Annotated in this window: 12 protein-coding genes and 1 pseudogene; 7 read left to right on the forward strand and 6 right to left on the reverse strand. The window is 65.1% G+C overall.

Annotated features, from left to right (window positions below):
• Nucleotides 1-572 (reverse strand): efflux RND transporter periplasmic adaptor subunit (locus A2790_RS12640; protein ID WP_293392088.1); only part of this gene is annotated, 572 nt, incomplete at its 3' end.
• 156 nt (nt 573-728) lie between these two features.
• Between A2790_RS12640 and A2790_RS12645 the strand changes: the two genes are divergently transcribed.
• The 4 genes from A2790_RS12645 (at nt 729) to A2790_RS12660 (ending at nt 5,376) form a co-directional block, all read left to right on the forward strand.
• On the forward strand, nt 729-1,346 hold the full coding sequence (locus A2790_RS12645) for a TetR/AcrR family transcriptional regulator (RefSeq protein ID WP_293392091.1): 618 nt from the start codon (nt 729-731) through the stop codon (nt 1,344-1,346).
• A gap of 500 nt (nt 1,347-1,846) precedes the next feature.
• Nucleotides 1,847-3,142: a hypothetical protein gene (locus tag A2790_RS12650; protein WP_293392093.1), complete on the forward strand. Its 1,296-nt coding sequence runs from the start codon at nt 1,847-1,849 to the stop codon at nt 3,140-3,142.
• A 496-nt stretch (nt 3,143-3,638) separates the two neighbouring features.
• Nucleotides 3,639-4,238, forward strand: a complete 600-nt coding sequence (locus A2790_RS12655; protein ID WP_293392095.1) for a hypothetical protein — start codon at nt 3,639-3,641, stop codon at nt 4,236-4,238.
• A 4-nt stretch (nt 4,239-4,242) separates the two neighbouring features.
• The gene (locus tag A2790_RS12660) at nt 4,243-5,376 is read left to right on the forward strand and encodes a patatin-like phospholipase family protein (protein ID WP_293392097.1); all 1,134 of its coding nucleotides are present in this window, start codon (nt 4,243-4,245) and stop codon (nt 5,374-5,376) included.
• A gap of 394 nt (nt 5,377-5,770) precedes the next feature.
• Here A2790_RS12660 and A2790_RS12665 read toward each other — a convergent pair whose 3' ends face one another.
• Genes A2790_RS12665 through A2790_RS12675 form a run of 3 tightly spaced genes read right to left on the reverse strand, consistent with a single transcriptional unit; the run spans nt 5,771 to nt 9,754 of the window.
• Nucleotides 5,771-7,189 carry an efflux transporter outer membrane subunit gene (locus A2790_RS12665; RefSeq protein ID WP_293392100.1) on the reverse strand — a complete coding sequence of 473 codons (1,419 nt, stop codon included), beginning with the start codon at nt 7,187-7,189 and terminating at the stop codon, nt 5,771-5,773.
• The gene (locus tag A2790_RS12670; RefSeq protein ID WP_293392103.1) at nt 7,182-8,684 is read right to left on the reverse strand and encodes an MDR family MFS transporter; all 1,503 of its coding nucleotides are present in this window, start codon (nt 8,682-8,684) and stop codon (nt 7,182-7,184) included. The genes A2790_RS12665 and A2790_RS12670 overlap by 8 nt, the downstream gene beginning before the upstream one ends.
• A complete protein-coding gene (locus A2790_RS12675; protein ID WP_293392105.1) occupies nt 8,681-9,754 on the reverse strand; it encodes an HlyD family secretion protein in 1,074 nt (357 codons plus the stop codon). Before A2790_RS12675 ends, A2790_RS12670 begins: the two co-directional genes overlap by 4 nt.
• A gap of 94 nt (nt 9,755-9,848) precedes the next feature.
• Here A2790_RS12675 and A2790_RS12680 point away from each other — a divergent pair, with 94 nt between their 5' ends.
• The 3 genes and pseudogenes from A2790_RS12680 to A2790_RS12690 all read left to right on the forward strand — a co-directional run.
• Nucleotides 9,849-10,793 carry a LysR family transcriptional regulator gene (locus A2790_RS12680; protein WP_293392107.1) on the forward strand — a complete coding sequence of 315 codons (945 nt, stop codon included), beginning with the start codon at nt 9,849-9,851 and terminating at the stop codon, nt 10,791-10,793.
• 399 nt (nt 10,794-11,192) lie between these two features.
• Nucleotides 11,193-11,666, forward strand: coding sequence for a universal stress protein (locus A2790_RS12685; protein ID WP_293392109.1), 474 nt, complete (start codon nt 11,193-11,195; stop codon nt 11,664-11,666).
• A gap of 27 nt (nt 11,667-11,693) precedes the next feature.
• A pseudogene (locus A2790_RS12690) lies at nt 11,694-12,027 on the forward strand (integrase core domain-containing protein); the annotation flags it as partial.
• A 395-nt stretch (nt 12,028-12,422) separates the two neighbouring features.
• Here the strand turns inward: A2790_RS12690 and A2790_RS12695 are convergent.
• Entirely contained in the window at nt 12,423-13,409 is a 987-nt protein-coding gene (locus A2790_RS12695; RefSeq protein ID WP_293392146.1) for an IS110 family transposase, read from the reverse strand.
• Nucleotides 13,410-13,776: 367 nt separating this feature from the next.
• Complete coding sequence (locus tag A2790_RS12700; RefSeq protein ID WP_293392112.1) at nt 13,777-15,396, reverse strand: AarF/UbiB family protein; 1,620 nt, start codon at nt 15,394-15,396, stop codon at nt 13,777-13,779.
• Between the last annotated feature and the right edge of the window lie 118 nt (nt 15,397-15,514).

The following is a 15,514-nucleotide window of genomic DNA, read 5'->3' on the forward strand; positions in this document are numbered from 1 at the left end:
ACCAGGGCGCCCGGCGTCACGGAAGACTTGCCGATCCGGCCGGAGATCGGCGCGCGGACCTGGGTGTAGTCGAGATTGATGCGCGCCTGCTGCACCGCTGCGCGCTGGGCCTGTACGTTCGCGGCGGCGGATTGGGCCGCCGACTGGGCGTCGTCGTTGTCCTGCTTGCTCACCGCGTTGATGGCGACCAGCTCCAGGTAGCGGTCGGCCTTGAGCTTAGCCGAGGTGGCGGTCGCCTGGGCCTGGGCGAGCGCGGCGTTGGCGCTGTCGAGGCTGGCGCGGTAGATCGCCGGGTCGATCTGGTACAGCGGCTGGCCCGCGCGGACGGTGGAGCCCTCCTGGAACAGCCGGGCCTTGACCACGCCGTTCACCTGAGGGCGCACCTCGGACACCAGCGAAGCGGACGTCCGTCCGCTCAACTCCATCGTCAGGTTCACAGGCTCGGTGCGGACGACGACCACACCGACGGCCGCGGGCGCGTTCGGGTCCGGGCCGGCCGGGGCCTTCGCGCCGCATGCGGACAGGAGGAGCGCCAGCGCAATCGCCGCGCCGGAGAGGATCGATCTGGGCATCCAACACCTGGAAAACAGGGATACTCGGGCGCAGGTCTTGACAATTCCGGCCCGGAAACTACAAGAATGAACGTTCATTCGCGGTCGCTGCCTAAATGAGCGCCTGCCAGAAGTCAATCCACCGCGGCCTGACCTGCGGCTCACCACAGGATCCCTATGGCGGAGGCCGCCCCAAAGCGGATGGATGCGGAAGCGCGGCGGCAACAGATCGTCGACGCGGCCTCCGCCTGCGCACGCCGATTCGGCTTTCATGGGTCCAGCATGGCTGAGATCGCCCAGGCCGCCGCCCTGAGTGTCGGGCAGATCTATCGCTACTTCGAGAACAAGGAAGCGATCATCGCAGCCATCGTCGCGCGCGACATGGCCGAGATGCGCGACAGGTACTCCGAACTGAAGGACGGCGGTGCGCCCTTTCTGGAGGCGATCCTGACCAAGTGCTCGTCCGCTCTTGACGATCTGTACGAGGCCGATCGCGCGGCCCTGACCCTGGAGGTCGTCGCGGAGGCCGCTCGCAATCCCAAGGTCGGCGCCATCCTCCGGGCGGCAGACGCTGAAGAACGCGAAATGCAGCACGAACTGTTCCGTGCCGTCATTCCCGCCGGATGCAACGAAGCGGAGCTCGTAGCCCGGTGCGAAGTGATCAGCATGCTGTTCGAGGGCATGACGATGCGGGGTGTGAACAACCCCGACGGCGATCGGCAGGCCATCGCCCGCGTACTGCGCTCGACTCTCCGGCATCTGCTGGCCGAGCCATGCGGCGACCGCGTGTCCTGACGATCAACGTCAGATCTTTGGGCGTCACCTTCCAGATGACTGTTGGGACCGGCTCAAGATCTCATGCCCCTGCGTAGGCGTCTCCCGTAGCGCTGATGAACCGCGGGATGCGAGCGTCATCATCGGGCAGGCCGAGGAAGGTGGCTTCGCGAAAAGCTCGCGCGGGGTCGTGACCGATGTGTCGCGGTTCGAGACATCCCATGCCCTTTCGCCGCCCCAGAAGGAGTTCAACCGCCTCCTCGACGAACTTGGCTCCGGCTGGGAGTCCTTTTGCGGGCCTGTGGACGGCGCCGAGCATGAACGTGGCGGACATCAAGGATGGCTCGAGTTCACGCGTCGAACTGCCGGGCCTTCGCGCGGGATCTCCCGCTCGACCTATTCTGCCGCACAACGTCGAGCGCGCCGAAATTGCGGCGATCCTTTGAGCGATTGAGTCGAGGGAAGACCCCGAAGTCTCGATTAGGTATGTTCTAGCGATCATTGATCGGACGGGGGCGGACATGAAGGGTGACTTCGGGCGGAAGTCTCGTCCATGGGTCGTCGTCGCATGGGCGGTCGCATTGCTCACGCCCGTCGGCGCCGTCGCACTTCCGTTGACCAGTCTTAAGGATCAGGGTCTTGACGCGGCCTTTGGCAGCTATGCCCCACGCGGCGACTGTGCTCGAGAGCCCCGCATCACCCTCGACGAGACCGGTTTCACCTTTCGCGCCGATGGCCGCATGTTGCAGAGCCGGAGGTTCGAACGCGCCTTCTCGTACATGGGCCCAAGCTACGAAGGCATCAGCGCGGTGTTCTTCCCGTTTCCGGTGAGCAACAGCAATTTCGGCCCGGTGATCATGATTGTGAACGCCGACGAGAAGCCCGGCCTGATCCGTCTAGAAGCCGATGTGGCGCCCGGGCAGCGGCTCGACCCCTTCCACGGCGCCCTGACCAGGGCGGCTCCCTATCTTCGGTGCGGGGGCGCGGCGAAGGCGCCTCCTTCGCGTCCCGCAGACAAGGCGCCCAGCGCGCCTGCGAGGGCGTCCGCGCCGCCGGATTGGGGGAATCTGTCGTCCTTCGTCGATGATTACAGCGCCAATATCGCCCTTTTCGGCGCAGGTCCGATAGCGGCGGCGATCCGCGCTCAGTTGGGTGGTAAGACGACCGCGCTGCAGAAGAACCTGTCGGTGGCGACCCCTTTGAAGCGACAGGGATCGGCCTTCTACCTCTCCGGCAATGCGCCCCACCAGGGCGGTATGGAACAGGCCTACGTCCTGCTGGATACGAGCCGGCGCGCCGTGCAGGTCGGGCTGTGGGAACGCGGCAAGTTGAGCGTTTATTCGCCGCCAGGCCGCAGACTCGCGCCGCCCGCGGATATCCAAACGCTGTTGAACAACAGCCCACCGGAAGACGCCGTCGCAGCTCCCGGGACCCCCTGGGAGGTTGTGCCGGTGCAACGTCGCCCCCCCATGGCCTATGTGGATGTGGCGGCCTCCCCGAACATCAAGTCTTTCAGCCTGTTCTGCGACAACGGGCGGCCGATGATATCGATGCTGCTGAACAGGCCATCGACCCGGCCCTCAGTCACGGTGACCTGGAATTTCGCGGGCGGCCTCGTCAACATCCCGATGAGCCGGGGCAACGGGGAGGGGACGTTCTGGCAGGCCAATCTGACTGGTTCACCCCTGCTACCGACGCTACTGCGGCAATCTGGACCGGTCTATCTGCGCATCAACGGCCAGATGGAAGGTGAGGCGTCTCTGCTGGGGGCCTCCGCCGCTGTCAGGACCGCCTTGGGATCGTGCCAGAGGTTCTGATCGCGTGCGAACGGATCAAGAAGTTGCAGTTCCGCGGCTGGTTCGCATGGAGCGTGGCGGCGAACTCGATGGCATATGCTGCCTACGCTTCCGATAACGCCCGACGTGCATCATGAATCTCAATGGTCACATCGCCAATCGTCTGGGCGGCCGCGAAAGTCGGGGCCTCGCCCAAAGGAGTACTGAGCTGGGCCTCAAGCCGGCGCCAAACACCCCTTAGGCCGCGCCCGAGAAGGCTATCGTATTCAAGCTTAGCGGAATACACTCTCCGCGCGAACGTAAGCGAGACACTGCCGATCATCCCAAACTCTTGGAACATTGCGGGCCTGCAGACTTGGCGTCCGATGGCGGCGGAATTCACGGGGATTTGAACACAGAAGGGAAGCAGCCCTGGTTTCCAAGCGCCAGGAACCAAGCTTCAGCGTTGCCGTTAAGTATGTCAGCAGCAGACCCGCGCCCCAGCCGCGCCCGCGAAACTTCGAACCGGAAAACTTGAATGCGGACTTTTCAGCTTGGTATTCTTGCAATGTTGGTTATTCAGGTCATGACCCTATCGGGTCGTGCGTCGGCACAGCCGCAATCTGCGGCATCGGAGCCTAACTCAAAAGACCGAACGACCGCCGAACGGCCCCTGACCTCTTCGGAAGCGAGCCGGGAAAGCCTGGAGGGAGCGGTGACGTCGCCGCTTCGTGATGCGAACTTGATCAAATCCGACATTCCGCCAGTCCTCCTGCAGGCTGTCGCTAATCCCTACTCACGATCGGGTCAGCGCAGCTGCGCGACGCTGCGAAAGGAAGTTATCGACCTCAACCAAGTCCTTGGGGATGACTTCGACGAGCCTGAGCGGAATGAGCGCGGCGATGACCGGAACGGGGCATATGGCGTCGTCGCCAGCATCGTCTCGGATGTCATCCCAATGCGCAGTTGGATCAGAAAGCTATCCGGCGCGGAGCGGCGTGACCGCCAAGTTCAAGAGGCCATCGCCGCCGGAATTGCGCGCCGAAGCTACTTGAAAGGGATCGGCCAAGCGCGTGGCTGCAAGCGGCCCGCCTCGGCGCGCACGATCGTCACCACACCGCCGGCCGTGAAGCCCTAGCCGGATGAGGCGGCTTTTCCGTGCGCTGGCGCTGTCGGCGCTCCTGCTCGGGGGCTGCCAGACGCTTCCTCGTGTGCCGTATGGACTCGAAATGCTTCATGCGGCGAGTCCCAGCTACCGCTACGATTTCCTCGAACCCGATACCCGCGCCCGCTTCGTTCACGAGTTCGGGCGCGTGCAGCGCGAGCAAGCTGGCGACATTCAGCTTCTCGCCCTGTCGGGCGGCGGGGCCAACGGCGCTTATGGCGCGGGCGTTATATACGGGTGGAGCCAGCGCGGCGACAGACCCGCATTCTCAGTTGTGACCGGCGTCAGCGCTGGGGCGTTGATCGCGCCTTTCGTCTTCGCGGGACCAGCCTTCGATCCGGCCCTTCGAGAGGCGTTTACGGATGGCCGCTCGAAGAACCTACTTCGGTCGCGGGGCCTCGGCGCATTGTTTCGGCCGGGTGTTTTCAAGCCGGAACCGTTGAGAAAACTCATCACCGACAGTGTTACGCCCGCCCTCATCGAGGCTGTAGCAAAAGAACACCGAAAGGGCCGGCGGCTCTTCGTCGCGACGACCAGCCTCGATACGCAGACCCAGGTGGTGTGGGACATGGGGGCCCTCGCGCAGCATAGAGACCCCGCCTCGCGTCTGCTTTTTCAAAACATCCTCATCGCATCATCGAGTGTTCCAGGCGTGTTTCCGCCGGTGTTGCTGACCGTCGAACGAGACGGGCACGCTGTTTCTGAACTCCACGCGGACGGAGGCACGGTGGCCAATTTCTTCGTCGCGCCGCAAGCTCTGCTCGCGGCTCCGACCCCTTCTACGGGCGCGGCGCATATCTTCATTCTGCTGAACAGCCGGACCACGCCCCGGTTTGTCGTCGTGCCGGTGGGTGGGCTCAAGATCGTCGCGCGCAGCTTCGACACTATGCTGAAATCCCTCACGGTCTCCGAGATTACCAATGTGAAGCTTGCCGCAAGCGAAAAGGGCCTCAAATTGGCGGTTGGAGAAATCCCGGACGAGTTGGACGAGAACTTTCTCGACTTCACCCAAGCCCACATGAATGCGCTTTTCTCCGCCGGCCAGCAGCGGGGGGCCGCCGGGACGGCGTTTCGGTTGATCGCCGGGACGACGGCTGCCACGCCACCCTAACCGACATGCGTCAGGCGTCATGAAACCCCAAAGTCGCGGCGATAGCCTGGCCTCAACTACACCCCCGAATAGGATTTGATCGCACAAACCAGACGAAAATCGCCGTCAAGCGCTGGCTGAGACCCCCCGTTGTTCTTCAGCTTTGCCGAGGCCCAGGTCCCGATCCAAGCCGGATAGTGTGCTTAGTCTATGGCCGGTTGGCGCGCGTCGGTGGCAGCATCCCGAGCGGCGGCCTCGCTCGTATGACCCTCAGGCGCTCGCAGATCGCGCCGGACTGTTAGGCGTGGGGTCTTTGTCTCTCGGGGGCGGCGACCGCCAGCTTCATTGCCCAGGCCCTGGTGAAACATCAAGCGGACGCCTGCGTCGGAATCCGCATCGGCTAAAGAAGCGCCGATCAGGCCGGGCGGCGCCAATCGGCGGCGGAGGCCACGAACAGAGCCGCTAGGGCGCGACGCAGGCTGGCCTGCGCGTCAATGAAAGCCAGCTTCGCGCGCTGCGATTGACGCTGGGCGTCCAGCACCGAGAGCAAGGACCCGGCGCCGTTCTGATAGGCGAGGTTGGCGAGGCGCGCGTTTTCGTCCGCCGCCTGCGAGGCGTGGGCCTGAGCTTCGGCCAGGGCCTGGCCCTGGGCCGCCGCTTGCAACAGATCGGCGACTTGCACGAAGGCGACCAGCACGGTTTGCCTGTATTCCGCCAGCGCCTGGTCGCGGGCCGCCACGGCGGCCTTCTTTTCCGCCCGGAGCTGGCCGCTGTGGAAGATCGGCAGGCTGAGCGCCGGGCCGATCACCCAGCCGCCACTCTCGTAGTTGAATACGTCGCTGGGCTTCAGCGCGCTAAGCGTGAAATCCGGGGTCAGACGCAGCTGCGGATAGAGGGCGGCGGTGGCCACGCCGATGTCGGCCGTGGCGGCCTGCAGGCGCGCTTCGGCCGCTAGAATGTCCGGACGGCGACGAACCAGTTCCGAGGGCATGCCGAGCGGGACGGCGGCTGGCACGGCGATGGACGCCAGGTCGATGTCCGGCGCGATCCAATCGCCCGGAGCCTCCCCCGCCAGCAGCGCCAGCGCATGTCGCGACGTAGCCAGTTTAGACCGTAGCGGAGGCAACCGCGCCTCGTCTTCCGCCAACTGCGCCTGCGCCGTGACAACGGCCGCGCGCGGCGTGCCGCCGTCCTCGACGGCTCGGCGGGTCATTTCCACGTTGCGGCGGCTGTCGGCAATCATCTGCTCCGAAGCCGCGATCTGCTCGCGAAGCGCGGCGACGTCGATGGCGCGCAGCACGACCTCGCCGCTGAGCGTGAGGTAGGCCGCCTCGCCCCGGGCCGCCAGCGCCGCGGCCTGAGCCTCGGCGCTTTCGATGCGGCGCCGCCCGCCGCCGAACAGATCGAAATCGAATGAGGCCGAAGCGCCGATTGAGTAGAGCGAGATCGTCGGGCTGGGGAAGCCTTCGATGCCGAACGAGGCGGTGTTGACCCGCTCGCGCTCCGCTCTCGCATGGCCGTCGACCTGCACGCCCGCGGCGCCGCGCACGGCGCTGGCGTTGGCGCGGGCGCGGGCCAGCGACGCATCGGCCGCGGCCAGGGTCTGATTCTGCGAAACCGCCTCGTCGACCAGGGCGTCGATCTGTGCCGACCCGAAGGCGGTCCACCATCGCGCCGGCGCCGCATGCGGATCGAGAGTCAGGCCGGGCGCCGCATCGCCCGCCATTGCGTATTTCGCGGTCTGTGGTGGACCCGGCGGTTCGAAGTCCGGACCGACTGTCGCGCAACCAAAGAGGGCCCCGGACGCCAAGAGACAGAAAAGGCTTCTAAGCATCCGCCGGCGCCTTCGGCTTACGTAACAATAGGATCAGCGGCGCCATTAGGATGCATAACCAGTAGAGGAGATGAAAACTGTCGATGTAAGCGACCATCGCCGCCTGCCGCACGACGCCGCGTGCGAAACTGGCAAGCCCTTGCACGGTGGTGAGGTCCACGCCGGCGGCAACGATGTTCTGATTGTCCGGCGTCGCCTGCTCGAGCAGGCGTGATTGTACGATCTTGGAATTATAGATTTGCAGCGCCCCGACCATGGATATGCCGACGCTGCTGCCAACGTTGCGCAACAGGGTGAAGAGCGAGGCCGCTTCCGTCCGTAGCGTAGGGGCGATGGTGGCGAAGGCGAGCGCGGAGAGCGGGACGAACACCAGGCCGACCCCCAGCCCCTGCAGGAAGCCAGCGAACAGCACCAGCCGCTCGTCCATCTGCAGAGAAAAGTGCGACATCTCGAAATAGGACCACCCGGTCAAGCCCACGCCGAGCAGCACGATGATCCGGCTGTCGATCCGCCCCATCAACCGTCCGACCAGGAACATCGCCAGGAAAGATCCCACGCCGCGCGGGATCTGAACGATCCCGGTGTGCAGCACCGGATAGCCGAGCAGGCTCTGCAGGAGCGTCGGCAACACCGCAGCCCCCGCGAACAGAAGGATGCCGACGAAGATGATCATCATCGAGGAGACGATGAAGTTCCTGTCGCTCAGGATCCGGCGGTCGAACAGTGCGCCGTGCGCAGTGGTGGCCAGGTGCGCGACGAATACCCACAAGCCGAGCAGGCAGACCGAAAGCTCGATCCAGATTTCGGTCGAGGCGAACCATTCCTGACCTGGCCCGCGGTCCAAGAGCGCCTGTAGGCCCGCAAGCCCTAGGGCCAGGGCGACATAGCCGAAAATGTCGAATTTGCGAGCGACCTTCGACCGTTCGGCCGGCAACGCCGCGCCGATCATGAAGAACGCGACCACGACCAGGGGCAGGTTCATGAAGAACACCCAGCGCCAGTTGAGGTTGTCGGTAAGCCAACCCCCGAGCACGGGGCCGATGATGGGCCCAAGCACCGCGCCCATTCCCCAGATCGACATGGCCTGGCCATGCTTATGCGGAGGATTAATGTCGAGCAGGATCGCCTGCGCCATTGGGATAAATATCGCGCCGCATCCACCCTGAAGCACCCGGAAAGCGACCATAGCGAAGATATTACTGGCAATCCCGCACAGCATCGACGCGACCCCGAAGCCGACGATGGTGGCCAGCATCAGGTTACGACGCCCGAACCTGCTCTCCAGCCAGCCGATCGCCGGCGTCACCAGGACGCCGGCGAGGAGATACGATGTCAGGACCCAACTAACCTGGTCCTGGGCGGCGGCGGTGCTGGCGCGGATCTGCGGCAGGATGACGTTGGCGATAGTCGATGCGATGGACGAAAGGATCGTCGCCAGGATCACCGCCGCGGTGATCAGCGTTCGCTGGGCGGGAGTGATCTCCTCGGCGTTCACACGCCGTCTCCGGATTTGGCCGGCGGATGAGCGCGCGTGTCCACCTTAACCTTACCGCTCAGGCCGACGGCCAGCGCAACGTCGGCCGGCGCCTCGTCGAAGGCGATGCGTACGTTCAATCGCTGCACTACACGGACCCAGTTCCCGGTGGCGTTCTCGGCGGGCAAGACAGCGAAGCTGGAGCCGGTGCCGGGCGACAGGCTTTCCACATGGCCGCGGAAGGATCGGTGGGGGTAGGCGTCGATCTGGATGTCGGCCGTCTGTCCGGGCCGCAGCAAACCCAGCTGATTTTCCTTGAAGGCCGCATCCATCCAGGGTCGGCCAGAGATCAGCCAGAAGACGGTCTGCGCCGGCTGCACATAGGAGCCAACCTGCAGCTGGGATACGCGTGCCACCACGCCATCGGCCGGCGCGACCACCTCAGTGTGGGCAAGGTCGTTACGCGCCTGTTCGAGCGCGGCCCGAGCCTGCTGCACCAACGGGTGCTCATCCGCCGAAATGTCGGGATCGCCGCCGAGGTCGGCCAGGGCGGTGGCCTGCGCCTGCGCCTGTGCAAGGAGTTGGCGCTCGGCGACGGTCGCGGCGTTGGCCGCCTGGTCGACATCGCGTTGTGAAGCGACGCCGGCGTTGAAGAGGTTTCGCTGCCGAACCGCCTCGCTCCGCGTGTAGGCGGCGTTGGTCTGGGCGACGCCCTGGTCGGCGAGGCTCTGACGATAGGTCGCGCGCAGGCCCGCAACGCGCAGCCGAGCACTCGCCAGTTCGGCTTCCGCGCGGCTCACGGCCGTCTTGAAATCCGCGTCGTCCAAACGGAACAGAACGTCGCCGGCGTGTACGTGCTGGTCCTCCTTGACGAGTATATGCACGACGCGGGCGCGGACGCTGGAACTGATCGGGACCCTCGCGGCGGCGACGGTGGCGTTGTCCGTGGAAACCAACCCGGCGTTCATCAGCAGCCAGCCGGCAATCGCCAGTGCGACGAGCACCGGCGGCACGATCATCAGCAGCAGCCGGCGCCGGTCCAAGGCGCGCAGGCGCTGGCCGAGGCTAGCGCCGGGGGGGGATGGATCCATGAGAAAACTGTTCCGCCGCGATGGATGCGATCACTTGGGGACACGGATACGGTTGACAGCTGATTGAGCCAATTGATATTTCATCACGCTTAAAATGAACGATGTTCAATTCAAATCGCTGGATCTCAATCTCTTCAGAACCCTCCTGGCTGTGCTGGAATGCCGAAGCGTCAGCATCGCCGCCCGCGACCTATCTATAACGCCATCGGCTGTCTCGCACGCGCTCACCCGGCTTCGTGCCGCGCTCGGCGATCCGTTGTTCGAGCGCCGAGGGGGCGGAATGACGCCCACCCCCTACGCCATAGAGCTAGGCCGCCGCGCCGCGCCGGCCCTGGAAGGCCTTCGCAGCGCCATTGATCCGTTGATCTTTGAGCCACGGGACTCGGAGCGCCAGTTCGTGCTCACCGGAGGCTCCTACGCGGCGGCCGTCATCCTGCCGAAGCTGCTCGATAAAATACGGGAAACCGCGCCTCGCGTGCGCATTCGGTTCCTGCCGATCGCGGCGGATTTCGTCGATTCGGTCGAGCGGGGGCGTGTCGATATCGCCTTCGGAACTGGCCCGCCGCGCTCGGCGCGGGTGGAGTGGTTGCCCTTGCTCCTGGACGACATGGTCTGGGTGGCGCGGCGCTCCCACCCGCACGTGCGCGCGCCGCTGACCATGGCGATGCTGTTGCGGGCGCGCCACGTCGTGCTCGATAACCTGCGCCCGGTCGTCGGCGATGAGTATCACGAAGCCCAGTTCCTGCTGGACGAGGTGCGGGAATTGCGGACCGCCCAGGCGCTCGATTTTGAGGATGGGCGGGTGGTCGCCAGCGCGTCCGACCTTTCCCACGCCTTCACCGCGGTCCTAGGATCCGACGCGGTAACCCTTACGCTGCGCCGCTATGCGCAGGCTGCCGCTCCGGGAGTCATACAATTGCTTGAGCCGCCGCACCGCACGCCCAAGGTGACGATCGGCGCGGTCTTCGCCAGTGGTCGCGATCTCGGCGTCAACTGGCTCCTCGAGCAGATTAAGGAGTTTCTGGCTAAAGACAGGTGAGCAGGGGGTCCACGTCCGGATCACGCGCCAGGAGTCATGCTCCCCCGCCCAGAAGGACGGCGAAAATGGTCTCCGAGTCGAAGCTCGGTAGCCCAGCCATTCCACCGCGCCATTCGCGGTGGACGAGCGCCGCGCTCTGCGTCGATCTGAAGATCGACCGCTGCCGAACGGCTGAATAGGCATTCTAAGCCCGTTTCACCGACAAGATCTAGTTTGCCTCCGCATTTCGTCCCGCAGCCGGATTGGTCCGGCAACGATACATGACCTCGTGGGGTGGCGCCTTTACAGGCCCGGCGGAGCTTGGCAAGGTGGGCAATATTGACCCACTTCTCTGCACTCCGGAAACGCCGGAAGCTGCTAGAGCGCGGCGCACGTGAAGCTCAAGCGGAACGCACTCAAATGTATAAGCGAGTCCTGCTCGCCTACGACGGATCGATCGAAGGTCGATCGGCGCTTCGCGAGGGGGCGTTGCTGGCCAAACACTGTGAAGCCCGGGTGTTTCTGCTGTCGATTGTGGCGGAAACTGCCGGCGTAAGACTTGCCGAAAGCGTCTATGCAGGCGTCATCGCCAAGGAAGGCGAGGTCTACCAAGGCATACTCGATGAAGGCGCGGAAAGGCTGAAGCAATTGGGCCTGTCGGCGGTGGCCGCGCTGGAATTCGGCGAGCCGGCGCCCACCATTGCAGGCTTCGCGAGGCGGGTGGAGGCCGATTTGGTTGTGGTCGGCCATAGGCATCGCGGCGCGCTGGAACGATGGTGGACAGGCAGCACCAGCGCCCATCTTCTTGACCTCGTCGAGTGCAGTCTGCTTATCGCGAAGGACACCAGCGCGGATCAGGGGCTGCAGGCGAAGACCCCGGTCGGTCGCTCGTAGACCTACGGGCGGCTCGGCGTCGGCCACATCCTGACGGTGAACTGCACCCGCGAGTGCCTGGCGCTGGTGGCCGACACCTCGCTGTCGGGACGCAGGGTGGCGCGCGAGCTGGACGCCATCATCGCTCAGCGCGGGCGCCCGGATATGATCGTCAGCGACAACGGCTCAGCCTACCGCTCCAAGCTCTTCGTCAAGACCCTGCAGACCGCCGGCGCTCGGCCTTGCCGTTGGTCTTGGGGGTAATGAGACGCTCTTCCGCTCGCTGCCTCATGCTCGCACCGCGCTGGAGAACTGCCGGCGGGACTACAACGAAGCCCGGCCTCACTCGAAGCTCGGCTGGCTGACGCCCAGGGACTACGCCAGAGCCATATCCGGAGACGCCGGCCGGCACGCTGCGGACCCTGACCTCTCCGCGCGCCGGCCTCTTCCAACACCAGCCGAGCAAGGCTCAGATCAACCCAGGACTCTCGTTATCGCTGGATGAGAATTGGGGATCATGTGTGGACGACCTCCAAGACGCAAGGGTGAAATTGACGTTCGGCGCTCGGTCGAGTGCAGTCATGTGTTCGGCCTGTTGCTGCAGCGGTCGAGGCTGCTGGCCTTGATGAAGTCCGCGGACTGGCTCCCTAATCACGTCAACGCGCTCGAAGCGCTCTGACCCCCTGGGTTTGACTGGTCCCCGGCTGCGGCCGGTTCGTCATCACGTCTCATCACTCTGGCGTCTACGGCGTCGGTCCGGGTGACCGTCGCCGATCTCTAAGCTGCTGCGGGCTTGTAGACCTCCTGCCGGGCCATCAGCACCCAGGCGATCCGCGCCGTCTTGTTCGCCAGCGCGACGGCGGCGGCCTTCGGCTTCTTGCGCTCGAGAAGGCCCTGGATCCAGGCGCCGCCGACACCGCGTTGGCGGGCCATACGGAGCACGGCTGTCGCTCCGACCACCAGCAGGCGTCGCAGATAGCCGTCGCCCATCTTGCTGATCCCGGCCTGCCGCTTCTTACCCCCGCTGCTGTGAGCGCGAGGCGCTAGACCGAGCCAGGCGGCGAACTGGCGCCCCGATCGGAAGAGGGCGGGGTCGGGCGCACTGGCGGCCAGGGCGCTGGCGGTGATCGGCCCGATGCCTGGGATCGTGGCGAGCCGCCGGCTGGTGGCGTCCTGCCGATGCCAGGCGAGGATCTGATGCTCCAGTCGTTCAATCTCCGCCCGAAGCGTCTCCAGCTGCCCCGCGAGTCCCCGGAGCGCGGCCTGCGCCAGCTCCGGCAACCGTTCCTGCTCCAGGATCAGTGACCTCAGCGCCGCCTGAACGCCTGCGGAGCCCTGCGCTGAAACCATCCCGAATTCGCCGAGGTGACCCCGAAGTGCGTTGATCAGCATTGTCCTCTGGCGCACCAGGAGGTCGCGGGTTTTGTGCAGCATCAAAATCGCCGGCTGGGCCTCGGTCTTGACGGCGACGAAACGCATGGTGGGCCGGGTGACGGCCTCCGCGATCGCCTCCGCGATCGCCTCCGCGTCGGCGGCGTCCGTTTTGCCGCGCTTCACATAGGCTGGCGCCATCAGCCGCACCTCGTGGACGACCGCCATCAGCTGCCGGCCCCAGTGATGGGCCGACGCACAGGCCTCAATCCCGACCAGACAGGGCGACAAGCCCTCGAAGAAGGGAAGAACCTGGCTACGCCGTAGCTGCTTGCGCACCACCACGACGCCTGCAGCGTCGATCCCGTGCACCTGAAAGACGTTCTTCGCCAGATCCCAACCCGAACGACGGCGACCTCTTGCATGATCCGCTCCCTAGACATGACGTCCCTATCGACGACACATCAGCGAACCCGGTTGGGTGGAGGTCGTCCACACCATCACGTCAATCGCCGTCCCTGGATATGCTATCGGGATTTGGTCTTGGAGGTCACTCCGAGCCGTTTGCGTTCTAGGGCAAATGGCCGTCAAGGGCGGTCCGGGAAACATTGGGCACCCTTTCGACCTGAGCGTCGATCTTCCGGAGCCGGTCGATCCCGACGAGGTGACAGCGACTCTCTAGGACCGCGTGCTGACGGTGAAAATGGTCAAGGCCGCATGGGCGCGCGGTGAAGCAAGACGCGTTCCCGTGCGCAAAACCTCAATTCCTCCGAAACAGGCGAGCCAAGAAGGCGGCCAGGCCTACACCTGAGAGGATGACGATGGCGATCCGGCCGATCGCGGCGGCCTGATCGTCCTTCGCGACGATGACGACGGCTGCAGCGACGATGAGGGCCGCGACCACGATCCCGAGCGAAACGGTATCGCTTGCCCGCCTGACCGCTCGCGGCAGGTCGGCCAAGTCTGGACTTGAGACTTGGACGACAATGCCGTCACGGCTGATGCGCCCGATGCCGCGCCGAATCGCTTCTGGCCCGATGGCAAGGATCTGATCCAGTTCCTTGAACGTCCGGAAGGCGCGGGTGGCCAGCGCTTTAGGCGCAAACCGAGACGCGAAAGCCCGGACAACTACGGGCGCGATAGCGGCGACGACATCCAGATCGGGATCTAGCGTCCTCGCCAGGCCCTCAGCGATGCCCAGAGCGCGCATGAGGAGCAGCAGGTCCGGCGGCAAGGTCAGTGCGTTTTCTCGGGCGATGGATATGAACTCGCTGATCGCCTCCGCAAGCCGGATTGGTCGCCCGGAATCGGCGGCGTAACGCAGGAAGAATCGCTCGACACCTTGTTCGAGGCCGGGCGGCGGGGGTCCCGAGCGGCCAGCCCATTCCATCAGCACATCAGAGACCGCCGCGACGTCGGCATCCACCAGGGAGCCGAGGACCACGAGGACCTGCTCTCGCCTTTTCGCCGAGAGCCGCCCGACGGAGCCGAAGTCCAACAGCGCCAGGCGACCGTCCGGAGTCACCAGAATATTTCCTGGGTGAGGGTCCGCGTGGAACACCCCGTCCAGCAGGATCATGCCCAGCAGTCCTCTCGCCGCATCGGGCGCCAAGGCGCGCGCCAGGGCCGGCTCTTCGTTGCGGAACGCGGGGTTGGGACTGCGGCCACGGACGCGTGCGCTGACCATGGTCCTTTCCGTGGTAAATCGCTCGTACACGAGCGGCACATGGAAGATGGTTGCGCGACTGCGGACCTCCGTCTGATTGCGAGCCTCGATCCGAAAATCGATCTCCTCGAGAAGCGCTTCGCTGAGCTCCGTCGCGACGCGCACAGGCTGATGTCGACGCAGAGGCGGCGCGCGACGCTCAATGACGCGAGCAGCGGCCAAGAGTAGCCGCAGATCAGCGCGCATGACTGCCTCGATCCCCGGCCTGCGAACCTTGAGAACGACATCTTCACCGGTCATGAGCCGCGCGGCGTAGACCTGGGCAATGGACGCAGCCGCAATTGGCGTCGTCGAAAATTCGGCGAAAAGCTCTTCCGGCGGCGCGCCCAGATCGATCGTCAGTTGTTCGCGCAAATGGTCGAAGGGCACTGGAGCCACGTCGTCGTGAAGCCGGCCGAGCCGCTCGGTCAGCTCTGGCGGAAGTAGGTCGGACCGCGTCGCCATGATCTGGCCTAGCTTCACGAATGTGGGGCCGAGGGCCTCAAGAGCCGCAACGAAGGCCTCGTATGCCGAGCCCTCACTCGCCTCGTCGGAAGCCGTGCCCCGGAGCAGACCCAGCCGCACCAAAACAGGCCGCGCGGCTGTAGGGGCTAAGGTGTGGATCACCTTAGCGAGACGACGATAGTCGTTGGGCGAAAGGGTCAAGGGTGCCATAGAGCCTCGATGCTTGATCGCTCCCCGCGGCGCAAGGCCGTGGGCGCGAACCGGTGGACCCCTCAGGGGTTATCTCTGGCGGCCCATGTGGAGGATCAGCTTTTGACTAGCTACATCA

The organism is Phenylobacterium sp. RIFCSPHIGHO2_01_FULL_69_31 (assembly GCF_001824475.1).
Classification (GTDB): Bacteria; Pseudomonadota; Alphaproteobacteria; order Caulobacterales; family Caulobacteraceae; genus Phenylobacterium.

What these genes read in the sequence shown, in the direction of transcription:
- A2790_RS12660 (WP_293392097.1), top strand. Translation starts at nt 4,243, where the DNA reads ATGAGGCGGCTTTTCCGTGCGCTGGCGCTGTCGGCGCTCCTGCTCGGG.
- A2790_RS12700 (WP_293392112.1), bottom strand. Translation starts at nt 15,396, where the DNA reads ATGGCACCCTTGACCCTTTCGCCCAACGACTATCGTCGTCTCGCTAAG.
- A2790_RS12680 (WP_293392107.1), top strand. Translation starts at nt 9,849, where the DNA reads ATGAACGATGTTCAATTCAAATCGCTGGATCTCAATCTCTTCAGAACC.
- A2790_RS12655 (WP_293392095.1), top strand. Translation starts at nt 3,639, where the DNA reads ATGCGGACTTTTCAGCTTGGTATTCTTGCAATGTTGGTTATTCAGGTC.
- A2790_RS12650 (WP_293392093.1), top strand. Translation starts at nt 1,847, where the DNA reads ATGAAGGGTGACTTCGGGCGGAAGTCTCGTCCATGGGTCGTCGTCGCA.
- A2790_RS12645 (WP_293392091.1), top strand. Translation starts at nt 729, where the DNA reads ATGGCGGAGGCCGCCCCAAAGCGGATGGATGCGGAAGCGCGGCGGCAA.
- A2790_RS12665 (WP_293392100.1), bottom strand. Translation starts at nt 7,189, where the DNA reads ATGCTTAGAAGCCTTTTCTGTCTCTTGGCGTCCGGGGCCCTCTTTGGT.
- A2790_RS12685 (WP_293392109.1), top strand. Translation starts at nt 11,193, where the DNA reads ATGTATAAGCGAGTCCTGCTCGCCTACGACGGATCGATCGAAGGTCGA.
- A2790_RS12675 (WP_293392105.1), bottom strand. Translation starts at nt 9,754, where the DNA reads ATGGATCCATCCCCCCCCGGCGCTAGCCTCGGCCAGCGCCTGCGCGCC.